Source organism: Flavobacterium sp. (assembly GCF_027482425.1).
In the GTDB taxonomy this organism is placed as follows: Bacteria; Bacteroidota; Bacteroidia; order Flavobacteriales; family Flavobacteriaceae; genus Flavobacterium.
Genome location: NZ_JAIXWA010000004.1, coordinates 1 through 20,360, shown reverse-complemented (window position 1 = coordinate 20,360; position 20,360 = coordinate 1). Strand labels below are relative to the sequence as shown.

Below are 20,360 nucleotides of genomic sequence, written 5' to 3'. Positions count from 1 at the left end.
TCTAATTAGGCAATTCGTTCTATAACTAAAGCAGAAGCACCTCCGCCACCATTACAAATGGCCGCAGCCCCCAATTTTGCATTATTTTGCTGTAAAACATGGAGTAAAGTAACGATAATGCGCGCTCCAGAACATCCAAGAGGGTGACCTAATGAAACAGCACCGCCATTTACATTGACTTTATCATTCGGTAAATTTAAAATCTTTGCATTGGCAAGACCTACCACAGAGAATGCTTCATTGAACTCAAAAAAGTCCACTTCATCGATAGTCAATCCCGCTTTTGCAAGGGCTTTAGGTAAGGCTTTTGCAGGCGCTGTAGTAAACCATTTTGGTTCTTGTGCTGCATCAGCGTACCCACGGATAACCGCCAAAGGTTGCAATCCCAATTCTTCTGCTTTCTCAGCACTCATTAAAACGACAGCTGCAGCTCCGTCATTGATGGTAGACGCATTTGCGGCAGTGACCGTTCCCTCTTTAGTGAATACGGGACTAAGTGTTGGAATTTTATCTAATCGTACGTTGGTGTATTCTTCGTCGCGCGTAACCATAATAGGTTCCCCTTTGCGTTGGGGTACAGCGACAGGAACGACTTCCGCTTCAAATTTTCCTTGATCCCAAGCGGAAGCCGAACGCTGGTAAGATTGTATGGCAAATTGGTCTTGTTCTTCACGACTAATCTGGTATTCGGTAGCACATAAATCGGCACAAACGCCCATAGCATTATGGTCATAGGCATCGGTTAACCCATCTTTTTGCATGCCATCCACAAGTGAAGTAGGACCAAATTTTACACCATTACGCAGATGAACGTAATGGGGAATCATACTCATATTTTCCATTCCACCTGCAACAACAATTTCGGCATCGCCGGCCATAATCGCTTGAGCTCCTTGCATGATCGCTTTCATCCCTGAGGCGCACACCTTATTGACTGTTGTGCACGCTACATTTTCAGACAATCCAGCGAATAAAGCCGCTTGACGTGCCGGTGCTTGTCCGACACCTGCCTGAACAACATTGCCCATCAAGACTTCATCGACCAGATTGGGGTCGAGTTGAATTTTTGCTAAAGCACCTTTAATGGCAGCTGCTCCTAAATGGGGGGCAGCAACCGAGGATAGAGCACCCATAAAACTTCCGATTGGAGTTCGAGCTGCCGAAACGATGACCACTTTTTTACTCATATTAATTTTAAAATTTCAATTGGTTTGTTTGTAGTGCAAATCTACTATTTTTTAGGAAATAGCCTGATTTTCCCCTTGTATTTTCACGGTTATTTTACTTTTTTAAACGCTATTGAATTGATAACGAATGGATTTATTTTTCGATAGCATAAATTCATAAAAAATAAGAGTAAATAGTTGTATTTTTTACTTTGTTGCGTTACATTTGCAACCGCTTTAAGCGAAAGTTCTTTATTTTTAAGAATCAGGAGAGGTGCCGGAGTGGTAACGGAGCAGATTGCTAATCTGTCGACGGGTAACCGTCGCCAGGGTTCGAGTCCCTGTCTCTCCGCTTCTTTTCGGGGTGTAGCGTAGCCCGGTTATCGCGCCTGCTTTGGGAGCAGGAGGCCGCAGGTTCGAATCCTGCCACCCCGACCAAGGTCCAGTAGCTCAGCTGGATAGAGCAACTGCCTTCTAAGCAGTAGGTCTCAGGTTCGAATCCTGACTGGATCACAGTAAAGCCTCTGTTTTGGGGCTTTTTTTGTTTGAACAATAAATGCATTAACCCCTGAAATTACGATACTTATGGCTAAGGTCAGCGAAAATTGTCGATAGAAAACGCCAACGGGTCCGCTCAAAAAGGCTACGGGAATAAATACCGCCGACATTACCAATGTTATGGCCAAAACAGCTCCAGCAATTTCTTTCATCGACGCGACAGTCGCTTCATAGGGCGCTAAGCCTTCTTCCATCTTTACGTGAACGGCTTCCACCACTACAATCGCATTGTCGACTACGATACCAATAGCTAAAACCAAGGCAAATAGGGTTAATAAGTTGATGGAAAAACCTAGCATTTGCATGAATGCGAAGGTTCCAATTAAGGCTACAGGTACCGCCAAGACAGAAATTAAAGTGGAACGCCAATCTTGTAAAAACAGAAAGACGACAATTCCCACTAATAAGAATGCTTCCAATAACGTTTTGATTACGGCACTAACAGAAGCATCCAAAAATCGGGAAACATCATAGGCCAAGTTGTAATTCATGCCCGGTGGAAAAGAAGTGCCTTTCAACTCGGCCATCTTGGCTTTCACCCGTTCAATAACCTCAGATGCATTCGAGCCGGGACGCTGTTTCATCATAATGGAGGCCGAGGGTTTTCCATCGGTTTTAGAAACCATCCCGTAACTCATTGCTCCAAATTCAACTTTGGCGACGTCTTTTAACTTTAAAATGGTACCTGAAGCATCTGCGCGTAAGGGAATTTCTTCATATTGTTCGGGGGTGGCAAATTTCCCCGTGTATTTGACCACATATTGCAACTGACTGGAGGTTTTTCCTGAGGTTTCTCCCACTTTACCGGGAGCTGCAGCAATGTTTTGTGCCCGTAAAGCCGCAATGACTTCTTGTGCTGAAATTGAATAGGCATTTAGTTTTTGGGGATCCAACCACACCCGCATGGAGTATTCTTTTTGCCCCATGATTTCGGCACGACCCACACCGTCAATACGCTTTAACTCTTGTAAAACATTGATATCGGTAAAGTTGTAGATAAACTGCTCGTCCATGTTTTTGTCCTCACTCGTAATATTGAGGTACATCAACATACTATTCACTTCTTTTTCGGTGGTTACTCCAGCTCGGATAACCTCTTCCGGCAATTCATCCAAAACAGTTGTTACACGGTTTTGAACGTTTACGGCTGCCACATCGGGATCGGTTCCAACTTCGAAGAACACCTGAATCATGGTTAAACCGTCATTGGAAGTTACGGTCGACATATAGGTCATTCCGGGGACTCCATTGATGGCACGTTCAAGCGGTAAGGCCACTGCATTGGCTGAAACTTCTGCATTCGCTCCCGTATATTTGGCCGTAACTGTTACAGAGGGAGGGACAATGTCTGGGAATTGAGTAATGGGCAATTGCAACAAAGCCATAACACCCAATAAAACAAAAAATATAGAGATGACCAAGGATAATACCTTGCGTCGGATAAATAGCTCGATCATGGAAAATGATTTTGTCGTGAATCCTTAAATTTTGGAACTGATTTGAATACGATCTCCATCACGAAGCGATTGTGTGCCTTCGTAAATGATACGGTCGCCTTCTTCAATACCGCGATTCACCAAGTAATTGGAAGAAAGCACCGCTCCGATTTGAATCGTGCGCATGCGAACTTTTTGGTTAGAATCTACCACAAAAACATAGGTTTTATCCTGAATCGAAAAGGTTGATTTTTTGGGAATGGTAATTACATCTTTTCGCGTTTCCGAAATGACCAATTTACCCGATGTTCCATGTTTTATCAAGTGTTCAGGATTGGGGAAAGCGGCCTTAAAACGAATAGAACCCGTGCTTCGGTCAATTTCGCTCTCGGCCGATTTTAGAGTACCTTTGTAATCATAATGCACCCCGTTGGGTAACACTAATTCAATTTTCTGATGTTTCCCAAGTTTATCTTCAGCAATGAGTTGAAAATACAGACTTTCAGGGATAGAGAAGTAGGCATATACTTCTTCCAGTTGTGAAAACGTTGTTAACAAAGCGCCGTTTTCAATCAAACTTCCTTCTTTGAAAGGAATCACGTCAATCACACCATCAAAAGGGGCCGTGATTTTGGTGAAAGCAATTTTTTGCAACACGGTATTTCGTTCTGCTTCCATGAAAGAACGTTGTGCTTTTTTGGCTTCCAATTTGGCTTTAATCATGTCCAATTCATTCTTGGCAATGATGGCTTTATTGAAAAGACTTTGGTGTTGATTGAGTTCAATCTCAGCCATACGAACATCGGCGGTCGCTTGCTGTAAGCCCGCGGTAGCCTTGGAAAGTTCCATTCGTAATTCGGCATCATTGATTTTGAACAAAGGTTGTCCTTTTTTGACATATTGTCCTTCGTTGACATAAATATGGTGGAGGATACCCGAAATACGCGATCGAATTTCAATATTCTTTTTGGCTTGAATATCCGTCACAAAATCGTTGGAAATTAAGGTGTCTTTTTCGACAACTTCCAAAACAGGGTATGCTTTATTTTCCTTATTCTCAGCAGAATTTGAACGTTGACAGGCACTTACCAGCCCCAAGGCTAGAAGTCCCAAAACGAGATTTTTCATAGGGTATTTTTTGATTACAATTGATTTTCTGTTAAAATGGGTACGAAAATCGGAATCAAAAAAGGTGAAAAATATGTAAAAACCGTTGCGTTCGATGCAACAGTGAAGGCGTATTTTTGGTAAAAAGGGTTGAAGGGAGAAATACCAAGCTCTCCTTTTGAACAGGAGCACAAGATTGCTTTTGGGTAACTTTTTGCTGTTGTAATCGAACTTGCTGTTGTGTCGTAGAAATCGGATTCTCTTCTGCCGTGTCTTGCACCGATTCAATCGCTTTTTTGACGCTCATATCCAAAACTTCATCACAGTGCTTTAGCCCGACCGACAATGTCATCAGTGCACTGAAAATGAAAATTAAAAACGAACGAAACGATTGCATAGATTGCATTTCTTTGTTTTAAGTGAGGCAAAATTAATAGATATAAAAAGGACAGCTTGCGACTTTGTAATTAATTTAACATTTGAAAAAATACGATTACTGTTGGTTTTTTTGTATTTTTCAAAAGCTTATAAAGCCTATGAATTACTACCGTAGTACTATGAAAATCAGTTGCTTTTTGGGATTACTTTGTTTGCTATTGATGGGATGCTCGTCGACGGATAAAGCTTTTTCCAATCGTGACTTTTTGAAAAATAATTATTTGAATTCAAAATCGTTAGCCATTTACGAGGGCATCCATGATACGGCTTTTGTAAGGGTACGCAATTATGAAGGCTTTTTTGTGTTTGATATGAAATATGCTTCCTCCGATAATTTTTTGAAAACGGCAGTGTATGACTGTTCCGAATGTTATTTGCGCATGAAAACCGTTCGAAACTTAATTGAGGCCAACCATGAGTTTTTGGAAAAAGGGTATCGGATTAAAATTTATGATTGCTACCGTCCCTTGGACATTCAAAAGAAAATGTGGGCTATTTTACCTGATGCAGACTATGTCGCCGACCCCAAACGCGGTTCGATTCACAATCGAGGGGGAGCGGTAGATATTACGCTGGTAGACAAAGAAGGAAATGAATTGGATATGGGAACCTCCTTTGATCATTTTGGCCCCGAAGCTGCGCATGCGTATGCAAATTTACCAGCCAAAGTCAGAGCTAATCGCGCTTTTCTAAAAGAAGTGATGTTGCGCCATAATTTTAGAGCTTTCAAGTCGGAATGGTGGCATTACAATCTGGCGGGTTCTCTCAAAGATCCGTTAGCCAACTTTAAATGGGAATGTCCTTAATCGCTGATTTTTTCTGTTTCAAGTACGACTTTCTCTCCTTTTTCCAAGGTCACAAAAAACCAATAGCTTGTACCTCCATCGGCAATTTTCCATTTTTTGCGTAAATCAGCTACACTTTCAGGGAAGTTCCGCGTGGCCACATGTCCTTTTTTCCCCAATAGTGATTTCATTGCTGTTTTTTGATAAGGAAAGACGCGCACGATTTGAAACCGTCGTCCAGGATAGTCGATAAGCGATGTGGACGTAAATAAATGGGTATGGATGTGTAGTTTTTTTAGCTCCAATTGATCCGCCAGTACATCATAGCCTCCCGATTTCATCAAAGCAGCATTGGGCTCATACAAATAGGTTTGTGGTGCCGCAAGTTCGATGGGAACACGCACCCCAAATTCATGGGTAAACAAAGAGGCGTTATCGGCTTTAAACAAGGTCACCGCTGTAATTTGAAGGGGAACAGCATTATTTTTTCGCAGGTAAAACAACAATTCTTTCACTTCATTTTGCACCGCAATCACTTGTACTTCTGTCACATACTTTAGTTCTTGAAGTACAGCTGAAATATCCAAAAGCGGCGCTGTTTTGATGAGTATCTGATCGGTATACTTAAAATATTCTTCCAATAGTTCGGGAACATTGGGCGCACAATCCCGAAGGAAAAATACTTTTCCTTTTTCTTCATGACGTCGCGACGGGTCGATGTAAATCCAATCAAATCGCAAGTTTTTTTCACGCAAATAGTCCAAACCATCGCCTGAAAAAAGGTCAATATTTTGGACGTTCATTGTACTACAGTTATGCGCTACAACTGCTGACAATTGGACATCTTGCTCGCAATGCACCACCGATTTAAAATGGTGTGCAAAATAGTAAGCATCTACGCCAAAACCTCCCGTTAGGTCTATGAGACTTGCTCCGTGGATCGTCTGCGCTTTGTAAGAGGCCGTAATTTCGGACGAGGTTTGTTCTATCGAAATTTTTGAAGGATACAAACACAAGGGGGTGTTAAACCAAGTCGGTAATTTTTGTGCCGCTTTGGCCTTGGATTCAATTTGTTGCAGTATGCGTTTGTAATCGAGGTGTGGAAACGGATTTTTTTGCAACGCCAATCCTGACACAGGGGTAGTTAAATGTGCATTGATGAAGTCTTGCACTTCGGGTTCCAAAAGCGAATGATCAATCATTGTTATATGTTCTTGGTCATTTGACGCACAATATTGGCTTCTGGGAAAAAGGTTTTAGCAATAACTTTCACAATGGTAAAAGTAGGAACGGCGATAATCATGCCCATGATTCCGAATAAAATTCCTGCAATCAAAACCACCAAGAAAATTTCCAACGGATGCGATTTTACACTTTTTGAAAAAATAATAGGTGAGGTGATGTTGTTATCAATCATCTGTACGATGAAAAATCCGATTAATACGTAAAGGGTAGTCGGTAAGGTCACTGAAGAAAAATCGGCATTGATGTTGGAAAGCATCGTCAATATGCCAGCAATTACGGTTCCAATCATGGGGCCTACATACGGAATAATATTGAGCAAAGCACACAAAAAAGCGATGACAAAGGCATTTTCGACATCAAAAATGAGCAGAACAACTAAGTATAAAATGCAAACAATAGTCAGCTGAATGATGAGTCCAATGAAGTAACGACTGAGTAGTTCACGAATTTTATCTACCGACTCTAAAATGGGTTCTTGGTGTTTTTCGGGCAATACATATTTGGCGCCTACTAAAAATTGCACCTTATCTTTTAAAAAGAAAAACGTGATGAAAAACACCGATACGAGTCCAATACTGAGACTACTTACCGTATTGATGATTCCATTTAGAAAATCGGTTATCGAATTAAATTTCAGTTTGGAGGTGATATCGGACTGTTTTATCCATCCATCCAAATCCATATTGTGTTGATTTAAATAGGTATCCACTTGTTGGTAAAGCGCCATCAAACGTATTTCAATGGCATGGGCATCCAACAAGGAGAGTTTGTTGCCTTGGGTGATGATAAGGGGTATGAATAAAGAAATTAACCCCACGAGTAAAAGCACAAACAAGGTTAAGGTAAAAGCTACGGCCAAAGTATTTCCAAACTTTAATCTTCGGCGTAAAAATTCCACAATGGGATTGGCAATCAACGCCATTACAATCGACACCAAAAGGTAAACAATCACCGCTTGGATGCAATAGATAAAATACAATCCCAAGCCCACCAATACAATAACAGCGAGAGCCTGAAGAATACCGAGAGCGATAGTTTTGGAAGGGGTCATAGAATTGCGATTTGTCAGTGAATATTAGTTATTGAAAACGTAGTGAATTAGATTCGCACCCATTTTCAGTGCTTTTTCGCGAACTTCTTTTGGGTCGTTGTGTACATCGGAATCTTCCCATCCATCGCCCAAATCGCATTCAAACGTATACAACAGAATCAGTCGATTGTTTTCAAAAATTCCAAACGCTTGAGGACGTTTGCCATCATGTTCGTGAATTTTAGGCAATCCAGAGGCAAACACATTCGGCCCTTGAAAAATCGGGTGATTGGCGGGCAGTTCTACCAAGTTTTTTTCAGGAAATAAACGCTTAATCTCTTTCCGTATAAACTCATCCATGCCGTAATTGTCATCGATGTGTAAAAATCCACCAGAGAGCAAATAATTACGAAGGTTTGCGATATCGGCTGCGCTAAACACCACATTACCATGCCCCGTCATGTGTACAAAAGGATAGGAAAATAAATCGGGACTAGAGGGTTCAACAGTCGCAGGTTTGGTTTCTATTTTAGTATTTAGGGAACTGTTGCAATACCGAATTAAATTGGGTAAAGCGGTTGGATTGGCATACCAGTCGCCACCACCACTGTATTTTAACAATGCGATTTCTTGTGCTTGGTTCCCTAAAGTGGCAAGTAAACACAAGCCAATTAATAACTTTCTCATAGTTTGGCGGCTTTTATTTCCTGTATCACAATATCACTTTCTGAACTGCTCCAACCCATCTGTTCCGACCACTTTTTGGCGGTTTCGGCAGCTTGGAGCGCTTGATTTTTATCTTTTAATTTGAGGTATAATTTGGCTTTCACCAAGTGTTTTTCGGCGTTTTCACTCAGTGCAATGGCTTTGTCAACCCAAGCAATTGCTTTTCGTAACGCATCGGGTTGTTGGATGTAATTCAAATAGACCGAAGCATTCTCAATCAGTTGGTTGGCATCTCTGGAGGCAAAGGTATCTGTTTTTTCAAGCGTAACCTGTTGGTAGCGTTTCCAATCTTGAACACTAGCATACAATTGCGTATCGTATTTATAAAGTAACGAATCGGTTTTTCGCCACTGAATTTTCTCCACAAAAACTCTTTTTTTTCGATAACTTAAGGTATCCAATGCATCTGCCGCACCACGCAGGTTATCTTGAACGGTAAAAATAATTTTTTTCTCGACCCGTTGCGGACTAGCAGCTTGTCCAAATTCTTTTTGATAGTCAATGATCCATTGAAATTCCGGAGCTTCGATCGTATTGATACCATTCGCTATAATCCGCCAATTCAATTCGGTAAATAAATTTTCTTTGGGAACCGTTTTGAGATAGCGTTGTGTAATCGAAGTGGCGTCAAATCCAGCTTTCCGAACGGATGCAATATATTTTAAACACGCTTCTGGATTGTTAACGGCGGTTTCAAATGCAGCTTTAAGTTGGGGCATTTGATTTTCAGCTTGCAACAATTTAGCGCCTTCTTCGATGAAACTTTCCTTTTTCATTTCGCCCGAAAATCCTCCCCAATATACCTCATTGGAGGATAAAAAGGCAAAAGTAGGATAGGAGCGCACCTTAAAATCATTTTTAAATTTTTGCTTCAAAGCAATTCCCGCATCACTTTCAGCATCAATGGCCACGGTGATATAATTTTGAGCGTATAATAGGACCACATCGGTATCTTGCAAAACCGTACTTTTCATTTTTTTGCAGTGGTCACACCAGTTGGCATAAAACATGACTACCATCGGTTTCTTGTTTTCGCGGGCTTCATTTTGTGCTTCAAAATAATTCCGATCTTTAAAAATCATGTTGGCTTGTGACCAACCCAAGGCACTGATCAAAAAACAAAAAAGAAAACTACTTATTCTCATGCGGTTCATTTTTAAACACAACACTATGACACGCCACTAAGGCAGCCGTTTCGGTTCGAAGTCTTGTGTTACCCAAAGTTATCGGAACAAAACCTTTTGCACAAGCACTTTCAATTTCTTTAACAGAAAAATCGCCTTCGGGTCCAATTAAAATGAGCACATCCTCTTGCGTTTTTAGTGCCTCTTGTAGTGATTGACGTTGGCTTTCATCACAATGGGCTATGAATTTTTGACCTGAAAAAGATTGTTGTATAAAAGTGGAGAAATACACAGGTGATTGCAATAGAGGTAAATACAATTGATTGGACTGCTTCATGGCAGCGATGATGATTTTTTCCATTCGCTCGGTTTTGAATACCGTTCGTTCCGAATGATCGCAAAGAATAGGAGTGATGGCATGGATTCCAATTTCGGTCGCTTTTTCCAAAAACCATTCGTAACGTTCATTCATTTTGGTAGGTGCCACGGCCAAATGCAATCGATAGGAGGCTGGTTTTTGAAAGGTACATTCTACTATTTCAACCGTACATTTGTGGTCTGAAGCCAAGGTGATTTGGGTGTGGAATAAATTTCCTAAACCGTTGGTAACATGAATACTATCGCCTTCTTTTTTTCGTAAAACTTTAATAATATGGCGGCTCTCCTCACGATCAAACGTAAAGGTCTTTGTTTCGGGGGTAAGTGCTGAATTATAAAATAATTGCATGGTTAAAAAGGAATACGTGCTTTGGCCACAACATCGCGTGCGGCGTAATGATGATTTAAATAAAGGTAATACCCCACAATACCAATCATAGCAGCATTGTCGGTGGTATATTCAAACTTTGGGATGAATGTTTTCCATCCTTTTTGTTGACGAGCCTCCACCAAAGCCTGACGAATTCCAGAATTGGCCGAAACACCCCCACCAATTGCAATTTGAGAAATTCCAGTTTCCGCCACGGCCATTTCCAATTTTTCCATCAGAATGGCAATGATAATGTGTTGTATGGAAGCACAGATATCGGCTTTATTTTCTTCAATAAAGTTAGGATTCGCTGCCGTATTTTTTTGAATGAAATACAAAATTTGTGTCTTAAGCCCTGAAAAACTAAAGTTCAGTCCGTCTACTTTGGGCCTCGTAAATGGAAACCGTTTTGGATTGCCTTCTTTTGCCCAATGGTCGATTAAAGGTCCCCCGGGATAGGGTAACCCTAGTATTTTTGCGGACTTATCAAAGGCTTCGCCCACAGCGTCATCGGTGGTTTCGCCTATTACTTTTAAATCAAAAAAATCATTCACCAGTACAATTTGTGTATGTCCCCCAGATATGGTTAAAGCCAAAAAGGGAAACTCGGGTGTGTCGTAGCCTTCTTCGGTAATGAAATGCGCCAAAATATGGGCATGCATGTGGTTGACTGCCAGCAATGGAATCTGCAAACCCATAGCCATCGATTTGGCAAAGGACGTTCCTACCAAAAGCGACCCCATCAATCCAGGGCCTTGCGTAAAAGCGATGGCATGCAACTGTTCGCGCGAAATGCCCGCTTTTTTGAGCGCAACATCAACTACGGGAACTATATTTTGCTGATGGGCACGTGAAGCTAATTCAGGTACAACGCCCCCATATTCTTCATGGATGTGTTGCCGCGCCACGACATTCGAAAGTACTGTTGAATCACACAATACCGCCGCGGCCGTATCATCACACGAACTCTCTAAAGCTAAAATATAAATAGGACCTTGCGACATCAGGCACAATTTTTGTTTAAATTTGGTTTCAACAGCGTAAATCCTGTATTTTTACACCTTTGCAAAGGTACGCTTTTTCGTATTTAGACCATTCGCAACCCTCACTTTGGAAGAGAAAAAAACAAATACACGCAGAAAAAAGATTCGGAAGATTGTACTTCGTACACTTTTGGCGTTGCTCCTTTTATTGATTTTTGCGGCTATCGCACTCTCACTTCCTGTGGTACAAACACGTATTGCTCACTATTTTACCGAACAGATTAATCGTGATTATGGCACCAATATTCAAGTGAATCGCGTCGAGATTACTATTTTTGGCGGGGTACAACTCAAAGATGTCATTGTTCGGGATAGTACCAAAGATACGTTGATTTTTGCCCAACGCATTCGCACCACATTGTCGGATGTTAACTCTTTGATGGAGGGCAACCTCTATTTTGGAAAAATGGAAGTAGACCAACTCTTGTTGGATATCAAAACCCCTAAAGGAAAGCGCGATACCAATTTGGATGATTTTGTGGCTGCCTTTGATGATGGAAAACCTTCTTCGGGCAAATTTCGCATGGTAGCAGAAGCGATTACCTTAAAAAACAGCACCTTCCGAATGACGGATTACAATCGAAAAGTTCCCAAAGACGTCGACTTTACTCGGATAAATGCTGTTTTGTCCGATTTTAAAATCAAAGGACCCAACGTATATACCCACGTTGACCGGATGGCTTTTCATGACCACCGTGGCTTGGATGTTACCCAAATGGAGACGCAGTTTACGTATACCAAGCAAAATATACGGTTAGAAAAAACAGACTTAAAAACAGCAGAGTCCCATTTCAAAGGCGATGTCATTCTTCGTTATGAGCGTAAGGATTTTGCCGATTTCAATAACAAAGTTCGTTTTGACATTACTACCCAGTTGGCCACCATTGCGACTAATGATATTCGCTTTTTTTACAGCGAAATGGGAAAAAACAACCGCATCAATTTTTCGGGGAAATTGGATGGTACTCTCAATAATTTTACTGCTCGACGTTTAATTTTGCGTGATCTATTAAATTCTGAGATTGTAGGCACAATAAATTTTAGAAATTTGTTTGCTACACGTAATGAAGGTGATTTTTACATGAAAGGAAAATTTAAAAAAGTTTCCTCCAATTATGATGATCTCACCGCGTTGCTTCCCAATGTTTTAGGTAAAAAGTTACCTTCTTCGCTCAAAAAATTAGGGCAATTTCAACTCGATGGAACTGCCGAAATTACGCCCAAAACGATTGAGGCGGACTTTAATTTAGTGACTTTACTTGGAGAATTGAGTAGTAATTTGACAATGTCCAATATTGATCACATCGACAATGCTTCTTATTCGGGGGTTTTGGCCATGAATCAATTTGATTTGGGGCGTTTTTTAGGGCGTTCTGATATAGGAAAAGTAAGTCTTAATGTAACCGTTGATGGGAAAGGATTTGTCGAAAAATACTTGGATATTCGGTTTTCGGGTGGGGTTCAAAGTATAGATTACAACGGCTATACCTACCAAAACATTCTTGCTAATGGGAATTTTAAAAAGCCGTATTTCAAAGGAAAAATCAATGTTAATGATCCCAATTTATTTTTTGATTTTGATGGGGTCGTAGACTTAAGTCGGAAAGAGAATGTCTATGATTTTCATGCAAGAGTGGATTATGCCAATTTGAAGCGTTTGAACTTTTCTACCGATGAAGTCGCTGTTTTTCGTGGGGATATTGTGACCAAAATGACAGGGAACTCTATCAATAACATGAAAGGTGATTTAGTACTGACCAATGCTTCGTATATCAATCGAAAAGACCAATACTTTTTTGATTACCTCACGTTAAATTCGTCTTTCAATAGTCAAAACGAACATGTGGTCACTTTATATTCGCCCAATGAAGTCAATGGAAAAATTCAAGGCAAATTTGAATTTGAACAAATCGCCAAAATGGTCGAAAATTCCTTGGGAAGTCTGTATGCCAATTACCGCCCCAATATGCTTAAGAAGGGTCAATATGTACAATTTGACTTTGTTGAGTTTCATAAAATTATTGAAATCATCAATCCCGAAATTTCATTCAGTGAGGATGCGCGTTTAACCGGTGTTATTCGCAGTGATGAAAACGATTTTAAAATGGATTTGACCTCCAAGACGGTTGATGTTTTTGGTAATCACTTGGATAATTTTCTACTTGAAATCGACAATAAAAATCCATTATATAATACCTATGTTCAGTTAGATACCCTAAAAACAAAGTATTACAAGATTCGTGATTTTTCGTTAATCAATACCACGTCCAAAGACACCTTGGCTTTTCGAACCGAGTTTAAAGGAGGCGAAAAAGGAAACGACTTTTACAATTTAAACTTGTACCATACAATTGATGCACAAAAGAATAACGTGATTGGATTTAGAAAGTCAGAAGTCATGTTCAAAGACTATTTGTGGTATATCAATAGCAATAATAATGATAAGAACCGCATTGTTTTTGATAAAAATTTAAATAATTTCCGCTTTGATGACTTACTCATTTCCCACGAGAATGAGTTCATGGCGCTCAGTGGTTTAATCAATGAAGCACAAAAAAGTAAAGATTTAAAACTTACCTTTCACGACGTTAATTTAAATAAAATAACACCCGATGTGCCCCAATTTGTGTTTGATGGAAAGGTGAATGGCGCGGTCAATATCAAACAAAAAGATGCGGTGTATCAACCCACAGCACAGGTGGAAATAGATGAGTTATTGGTCAACGAGAATGTTTTAGGAGATCTTAGTTTGCAAATCAAAGGAAACGAAGATTTCAGTCGCTTTGATATCCATTCTACCATAGAAAACGAACTTTTTAGATCGTTTACCGCCGATGGGAATTTGAGAACCCAAGCTGGAGAAACTTTTGTGGATTTGGATTTAAACTTTCAGAAATTCAATTTGGGCGTGCTCGATCATTTAGGAGGGGAGGTTTTGTCCAAGATTAGAGGTTTTGTCTCAGGAAATGCCCGAATCGATGGAAATATTAATAATGTGGATTACAACGGACGTTTATTTGTCGATGAAGCAGGGGTAACTATTCCGTATTTGAATGTGGATTACCAAATGCAACCCAATTCGATTGTCGATGTGACACAAGACCGATTTATCATCCAACGTACCCGAATATTGGATTCCAAATACAATACCGAAGGCACTTTACAAGGATTTGTGCGCCACAAACAATTTGGCAACTGGGAATTGGATTTGAATATTACTTCCAATCGTATTTTGGCATTAGATACCCAAGATAAAGAAGATGCTGCCTATTTTGGAACCGCCTTCATCGATGGATCGGCTACGATTAAAGGACCTACCGACGGCTTAGAAATCGATGTGGTAGCAACTTCACAAAAGGGAACGGACATTAAAATACCTATTAATGATGCCGATGCCGTCTCGGAGAACAATTACATTCATTTTTTAACACGCCAAGAAAAAAACGGAGAAACGCCAAGAGATGCTGAGTTTGTAAGAAACTACAATGGCTTGCAAATGAATTTTGAGTTCAACATCACCCCAGTAGCCAACATTGAAGTGATTTTAAATCGCGAATCCAAACACGGTATGCGCGGAACAGGGGTGGGAACCTTGTTCATGAACATCAATACGTTGGGCAAGTTTGAAATGACGGGCGACTTTCAAGTCTGGGATGGCTACTATAATTTTAAATATGGTGGTTTGATTGATAAAAAATTCAAGGTAAAACGATTTGGCTCCATTGTGTGGGAAGGCAACCCGTATCGCGCCCAATTAAATTTGGAAGCCGTTTCGCAAAACATTACCGCCAATCCCGCTGTTTTGGTCGAAAATGCTTCGTTCAACCGCAAGATTCCTGTGGATGTAGTTATTTCATTGAAAGGAACTGTTTTGGCTCCTGAACCTGATTTTGCTATCAATTTCCCCAATGTGAGTTCGGTGATGCGCTCTGAAATCGAAACTAAACTGAGTGACCGAGATACGCGTCAAACCCAAGCGCTCTATCTATTATCAACGGGAGGATTTTTGAGTCCGGAAGGCTTAAGTCAATCCCAAATTACCAATAGTTTTTACGAAAAAGCAGGCGCCTTGTTTGGTGATTTGTTCAATGATAAAGAAGGAAAATTTATCCTCGATGTTACCTATAGTCAAGCCGATCGTACCGCTTTGACTCCTACCGACGGTCGTTTAGTTGCCAATATTACGACCCAAATTAATGACCGAATAACGATTAATGGACGGGTCGGTGTACCTACGGGTGGCGTTTCGCAAACGGCTATCGTGGGTAATTTTGAAGCGTTGTATCGTGTCAATGAAGATGGAACGTTGAACTTACGTGTTTTCAATCGTGAAAATGACATTAATTACATCGGTCAAGGCGTTGGATATACCCAAGGGGCAGGGGTATCGTATGAAGTGGACTTTGACACCTTTAATGAATTGATTAAAAAAATCTTTGGTAAAAAAGCGGTGCAAGTCGAATCGGCTTCCCATAATTTACCTTCCGATTCGGGACATTTACCCGACTATATCGATATGGAATCGGGCAAAAAGAAAAAAGAAAAATCGCAAGAATCTCCCAAACCCAATCAAGAGGCAGTCCCTGACGATGATTAACGCGACATTGATAAATTCGCTCCCTTTTATTTAAAAAACAATAAACTTATCAACGAAATCGTTTGAAGTTTGCCGATTTTATGAAAGCGGTAAAAATCTACTATTCTATATCCTGCAGGTTTGCTAATTTTACAATATTAAAGTGAGAATTATGTCAAAAAGATTAAAAAAGATTGGGGTTCTGACTTCTGGAGGTGACTCCCCTGGGATGAATGCTGCCATTCGTTCGGTCGTTCGTGCTTGTGCTTATTACAATGTGGATTGTATGGGAATTTACCGCGGCTATCAAGGAATGATTGAAGGCGATTTTAAAGAGATGGGACCTCGTTCGGTGCATAATATCGTTAACAAAGGCGGGACTATTTTGAAGTCGGCCCGTTCCAAAGAATTTATGACCGCTGAGGGGAGAGCCAAAGCGTATGAAAAGTTGAAAGAAGCCGGTATTGAGGCTTTAGTGGTTATCGGTGGCGACGGTTCGTTTACCGGAGCCGAGATTTTTAATAAAGAATATAAAATTCCTGTAATCGGAATTCCAGGTACAATTGATAATGATATTTTCGGAACCAGTCACACGCTTGGCTATGATACAGCCTTGAATACCGTAGTCGAAGTGATTGATAAAATTCGTGATACAGCCAGTTCCCATAACCGTTTGTTTTTTGTGGAAGTTATGGGTCGTGATGCCGGTCATATTGCTTTAAATGCTGGAATTGGCGCTGGAGCCGAAGAAATTCTTATCCCTGAAGAGGATTTGGGATTGGAGCGTCTTCTCGAATCGTTACGACGAAGTAAATTATCGGGTAAATCTTCCTCTATTGTTGTGGTGGCCGAAGGCGATAAAATTGGTAAAAATGTCTTTGAATTAAAAGATTATGTCGAACAAAACATGCCCGAATACGATGTGCGTGTATCCGTATTAGGACACATGCAACGCGGCGGTTCACCTTCCTGTTTTGATCGTGTACTTGCCTCACGATTGGGGGTAAAAGCAGTGGAATCGTTGTTGGAAGGTAAGTCTAATTTCATGGTGGGATTACTTAATGACAAAGTAGCACTCACACCTTTGGAACATGCCATTAAAGGACGTACCGAAATCGATTTGGAATTGGTTCGCGTATCCGATATCATGACTATCTAAGTTATTAATAATCAAGTTTAAATCATAAATAAAGAGAAAATGTCTAAAGTGAAATTGGGAATAAACGGTTTCGGTCGTATTGGTCGTATCGTTTTTAGAGAAACCTATAATAGAGCTAATGTCGAAGTAGTAGCTATCAACGATCTTTTAGATGTTGACCATTTGGCATATTTGTTAAAATATGACTCAGTTCACGGGCGTTTCAATGGAACGGTGGACGTAAGAGACGGTAAATTATATGTCAACGATAAGTATATACGCGTAACCGCACAGAAAGATCCTGCATTCATTCAGTGGGATGAATTAGGAGTCGATGTTGTAGCGGAATGTACTGGATTCTTCACGACAGTAGAAACAGCGAGTGCGCATTTGAAAGGGGGTGCCAAAAAAGTAATTATTTCAGCGCCTTCTGCCGATGCTCCAATGTTTGTAATGGGCGTAAACCATACTGAAGTGAAACCAACAGATTTAGTGGTTTCAAATGCCTCATGTACTACCAATTGCTTGGCTCCCTTGGCCAAAGTAATTCATGACAATTTCGGTATCGTTGAAGGTTTAATGACAACCGTACACGCGACTACGTCAACGCAAATGACTGCTGACGGACCCTCGCGCAAAGATTGGCGTGGTGGACGCGCAGCAAGTGTGAACATTATTCCTTCTTCTACGGGTGCGGCCAAAGCGGTTGGAAAAGTGATTCCTTCGTTGAATGGCAAGCTTACAGGAATGTCGTTCCGTGTTCCTACGGTAGACGTTTCTGTTGTTGATTTGACCGTTAAAGTGGCCAAAGAAACGTCGTATGAAGAAATCATGGCGGTATTGAAGAAAGCCTCTGAAAATGAGATGAAAGGCATTCTTGGTTTTACTGAAGATGATGTGGTATCGCAAGATTTTGTAGGCGATGCGCGTACATCGGTAGTAGATGCCAAAGCAGGTATCGGATTGAATTCAACCTTCTTCAAATTGGTATCTTGGTATGATAATGAATACGGATACTCAAGTAAGTTGATTGATTTAGCAGTTCATATTGCTGCACTATAAATATAAAAACCCGAAAGTGTTTACTTTGTGAACCTTTCGGGATTTTTTGTGACTAACCAAACACCAACCTATGAAATTATTAGTAGATAGTGGATCAACCAAAGCCGATTGGATTGCTATAGATGAAAGTGGTAAAGTTTTGTTTACTACACAATCGTTAGGCTTAAATCCTGAAGTTTTGGACAAGGCCGAAATTATCGATCGATTAGATGATAAATTCGACATTTCCCACAACAAAAACAAAGCCACCCATTTGTACTTTTATGGCGCTGGCTGCGGCACCGACCGCATGAAAGATTTTTTAACGGAGGTGTTCAAAGAATACTTTACGCAAGCTATCGTATCGGTGTTTGAAGACACCTATGCCGCCGTTTATGCCACCACGCCCAAAGATGAAGAAGCCATCGTTTGTATCTTGGGAACAGGGTCCAATTGCAGCTATTTTGACGGTAAAGTTTTGCATCAAAAAGTGCAATCCCTAGGTTATATTGCTATGGACGACTGTTCGGGCAATCGTTTTGGACGCCATTTGATTCGCGGATACTATTTTAACAAAATGCCCAAAGAATTGGCCCTTGAATTTGAAGAGGAGTATAATGTTGACCCCGATTATATAAAACACAATTTGTACAAAGAACCCAATCCGAATGCGTATTTGGCTACATTTGCTAAGTTTTTAATCAAACACAAAGACCATCCTTTCTGTCAAAAGTATATCGAAATGGAAATGGTCGATTTTGTTGAAAATTACATCATGCAATACCCGCAACATAACACAATACCGGTTCATTTTGTAGGTTCGATTGCCTTTTATTTAAAAGAAGAGCTCACCGCGATTTTGAGTCGCTACAATATCCGAATAGGAAATGTACTACGACGACCCATTGACGGTTTAATAGCCTATCACATTTTAAACAAATAACCATTCACTTTAAAACTCCCTATTTTTGGAGTTTTTTTTATGTAAAAAAAGATTATGGAAATTGCAATTATTGCCCATGACGGCAAGAAAGCCGATATGGTTCAGTTTTTAAACGAAAACAAAATCTTGTTGCAACAAGAAGGCATCAAGATTATTGCCACAGGGACCACAGGAAGTAAAGCGATGGCCGCTGGATTTAAGGTCAAACGCTATTTGTCGGGACCCATGGGCGGGGATGCACAAATTGCAGCACGGGTCGCCGAAGGGAAAACACATATGGTCTTGTTTTTTAAAGACCCAGCTTCTAGTCACGCGCATGAAGCGGACATCAACATGCTTATTCGCATTTGTGACGTTCACAATGTGCCGTTGGCCACCAATGCGGCTACAGCTAAACGATTGGTGGAAACGTTACGAAAATAAGGTTATTTAATGGCAATCATGGAGATTTCAACGTTGACATTTTTGGGCAAACAAGCGACTTGAACGGTTTCTCGAGCTGGAGCCGATTTTTCATCAAAATAACGACCATACACGGCATTGATGCGAGCAAAATCACCCATATTCATGATGAAAATACTTGTTTTTACCACGTGAGAAAAATCCATTTCAGCAGCGGCCAAAACGGCTTTCATATTTTCCATGACTAGTTGGGTCTCTGTTTCGATATCCGTGAGGACCAATTCGCCTGTTTCGGGGTGAAGCGCAATTTGCCCAGATGTATAAAGTGTATTGCCTGCCAACACCGCTTGATTATAAGGGCCAATAGGAGCAGGAGCGTTTTTTGTAAAAATGATTTTTTTCATATTAACGTAAGGTTCGGTCCGGTTGTGAATTTTTATCCCACTTAATATCGCTCAACATACCTGATTTGATACCGATGAAAAAGCCCCAGAATTGGTTCAATCCAAAAGGACTCCAATTGAAGTTCATACTCCAACTATCCAAGTCTCTGTTGATACGTAAGTTTGTGGCTACAATACCATTATTTTTGAAGTCATACCCTGTTGAAACTCCCAAAGACCATTTGGAGGTGAGGGTAGTATTGGCTGCAATCATGAGCGAATTTCCAACAATCTCATTTTGACCGCGATCATTGGCATAGGTAAGGGCGTAAGCTAAGTTAATATCCCAGGGAATAATCGACTTGTAAAAGCCCGCAAAGGTATCCTCTTTTTCCTCTTTATCCTCCATACGATTGATTTCTTCATTGGCCCCAAAAAGATTATCACTGCGTCCACCGTTGCGGAGCCCTT

The 20,360-nt window shown here is 40.6% G+C and carries 16 protein-coding genes, 3 tRNA genes and 2 pseudogenes; 9 read left to right on the top strand and 12 right to left on the bottom strand.

Annotation, left to right across the window (positions count from 1 at the left end):
* Positions 1–5 precede the first annotated feature (5 nt).
* On the bottom strand, positions 6–1,187 hold the full coding sequence (locus tag Q0037_RS00205) for an acetyl-CoA C-acyltransferase (protein WP_297513600.1): 1,182 nt from the start codon (positions 1,185–1,187) through the stop codon (positions 6–8).
* Positions 1,188–1,434: 247 nt separating this feature from the next.
* Here Q0037_RS00205 and Q0037_RS00200 point away from each other — a divergent pair.
* The 3 genes from Q0037_RS00200 (at position 1,435) to Q0037_RS00190 (ending at position 1,679) form a co-directional block, all read left to right on the top strand.
* Positions 1,435–1,518 (top strand) — tRNA-Ser (locus Q0037_RS00200).
* 8 nt (positions 1,519–1,526) lie between these two features.
* A tRNA-Pro gene (locus Q0037_RS00195) sits at positions 1,527–1,604 on the top strand.
* Between the two features lies 1 nt (position 1,605).
* Positions 1,606–1,679, top strand: a tRNA-Arg gene (locus tag Q0037_RS00190).
* Positions 1,680–1,723: 44 nt separating this feature from the next.
* On the opposite strand, the pseudogene Q0037_RS00185 reads toward Q0037_RS00190, so the two are convergent.
* From Q0037_RS00185 to Q0037_RS00175, 3 genes and pseudogenes are all read right to left on the bottom strand, one after another.
* Positions 1,724–3,181, bottom strand: a pseudogene (locus Q0037_RS00185) (efflux RND transporter permease subunit); the annotation flags it as partial.
* A gap of 24 nt (positions 3,182–3,205) precedes the next feature.
* Entirely contained in the window at positions 3,206–4,288 is a 1,083-nt protein-coding gene (locus tag Q0037_RS00180; RefSeq protein ID WP_297513597.1) for an efflux RND transporter periplasmic adaptor subunit, read from the bottom strand.
* A gap of 55 nt (positions 4,289–4,343) precedes the next feature.
* Positions 4,344–4,664 carry a hypothetical protein gene (locus Q0037_RS00175; protein WP_297513594.1) on the bottom strand — a complete coding sequence of 107 codons (321 nt, stop codon included), beginning with the start codon at positions 4,662–4,664 and terminating at the stop codon, positions 4,344–4,346.
* A gap of 139 nt (positions 4,665–4,803) precedes the next feature.
* On the opposite strand from Q0037_RS00175, the gene Q0037_RS00170 reads away from it, so the two are divergent.
* Positions 4,804–5,511 (top strand): M15 family metallopeptidase, encoded by a 708-nt coding sequence (locus Q0037_RS00170; protein ID WP_297513591.1) that lies wholly within the window; start codon positions 4,804–4,806, stop codon positions 5,509–5,511.
* Here Q0037_RS00170 and Q0037_RS00165 read toward each other — a convergent pair.
* The 6 genes from Q0037_RS00165 to tsaD are packed head-to-tail and all read right to left on the bottom strand — an operon-like array spanning position 5,508 to position 11,367.
* Positions 5,508–6,692, bottom strand: coding sequence for a class I SAM-dependent methyltransferase (locus Q0037_RS00165; RefSeq protein WP_367274066.1), 1,185 nt, complete (start codon positions 6,690–6,692; stop codon positions 5,508–5,510). The two genes, Q0037_RS00170 and Q0037_RS00165, sit on opposite strands and share 4 nt — an antisense overlap.
* Positions 6,693–6,694: 2 nt before the next feature.
* Positions 6,695–7,786, bottom strand: a complete 1,092-nt coding sequence (locus Q0037_RS00160) for an AI-2E family transporter (RefSeq protein ID WP_297513584.1) — start codon at positions 7,784–7,786, stop codon at positions 6,695–6,697.
* Between the two features lie 24 nt (positions 7,787–7,810).
* Positions 7,811–8,452, bottom strand: coding sequence for a DUF4159 domain-containing protein (locus tag Q0037_RS00155; RefSeq protein WP_297513581.1), 642 nt, complete (start codon positions 8,450–8,452; stop codon positions 7,811–7,813).
* Positions 8,449–9,636: a thioredoxin family protein gene (locus Q0037_RS00150; protein ID WP_297513578.1), complete on the bottom strand. Its 1,188-nt coding sequence runs from the start codon at positions 9,634–9,636 to the stop codon at positions 8,449–8,451. The genes Q0037_RS00155 and Q0037_RS00150 overlap by 4 nt, the downstream gene beginning before the upstream one ends.
* Complete coding sequence (locus tag Q0037_RS00145) at positions 9,623–10,342, bottom strand: 16S rRNA (uracil(1498)-N(3))-methyltransferase (protein ID WP_297513576.1); 720 nt, start codon at positions 10,340–10,342, stop codon at positions 9,623–9,625. Before Q0037_RS00145 ends, Q0037_RS00150 begins: the two co-directional genes overlap by 14 nt.
* A 2-nt stretch (positions 10,343–10,344) precedes the next feature.
* The gene (tsaD, locus tag Q0037_RS00140) at positions 10,345–11,367 is read right to left on the bottom strand and encodes a tRNA (adenosine(37)-N6)-threonylcarbamoyltransferase complex transferase subunit TsaD (RefSeq protein WP_297513574.1); all 1,023 of its coding nucleotides are present in this window, start codon (positions 11,365–11,367) and stop codon (positions 10,345–10,347) included.
* Positions 11,368–11,473: 106 nt separating this feature from the next.
* On the opposite strand from tsaD, the gene Q0037_RS00135 reads away from it, so the two are divergent.
* The 5 genes from Q0037_RS00135 (at position 11,474) to Q0037_RS00115 (ending at position 19,527) form a co-directional block, all read left to right on the top strand.
* On the top strand, positions 11,474–16,003 hold the full coding sequence (locus Q0037_RS00135; RefSeq protein WP_297513571.1) for a translocation/assembly module TamB domain-containing protein: 4,530 nt from the start codon (positions 11,474–11,476) through the stop codon (positions 16,001–16,003).
* A 151-nt stretch (positions 16,004–16,154) separates the two neighbouring features.
* Positions 16,155–17,141 carry a 6-phosphofructokinase gene (gene pfkA / locus Q0037_RS00130; protein ID WP_297513568.1) on the top strand — a complete coding sequence of 329 codons (987 nt, stop codon included), beginning with the start codon at positions 16,155–16,157 and terminating at the stop codon, positions 17,139–17,141.
* 39 nt (positions 17,142–17,180) lie between these two features.
* On the top strand, positions 17,181–18,182 hold the full coding sequence (gene gap, locus Q0037_RS00125; RefSeq protein WP_297513565.1) for a type I glyceraldehyde-3-phosphate dehydrogenase: 1,002 nt from the start codon (positions 17,181–17,183) through the stop codon (positions 18,180–18,182).
* A 70-nt stretch (positions 18,183–18,252) separates the two neighbouring features.
* Positions 18,253–19,104, top strand: coding sequence for an N-acetylglucosamine kinase (locus tag Q0037_RS00120; RefSeq protein ID WP_297513562.1), 852 nt, complete (start codon positions 18,253–18,255; stop codon positions 19,102–19,104).
* Between the two features lie 54 nt (positions 19,105–19,158).
* Positions 19,159–19,527, top strand: a complete 369-nt coding sequence (locus tag Q0037_RS00115; RefSeq protein ID WP_297513559.1) for a methylglyoxal synthase — start codon at positions 19,159–19,161, stop codon at positions 19,525–19,527.
* Positions 19,528–19,529: 2 nt separating this feature from the next.
* Here Q0037_RS00115 and Q0037_RS00110 read toward each other — a convergent pair whose 3' ends face one another.
* A complete protein-coding gene (locus tag Q0037_RS00110; protein ID WP_297513556.1) occupies positions 19,530–19,910 on the bottom strand; it encodes a RidA family protein in 381 nt (126 codons plus the stop codon).
* A 1-nt stretch (position 19,911) separates the two neighbouring features.
* A pseudogene (locus Q0037_RS00105) lies at positions 19,912–20,360 on the bottom strand (LPS-assembly protein LptD); the annotation flags it as partial.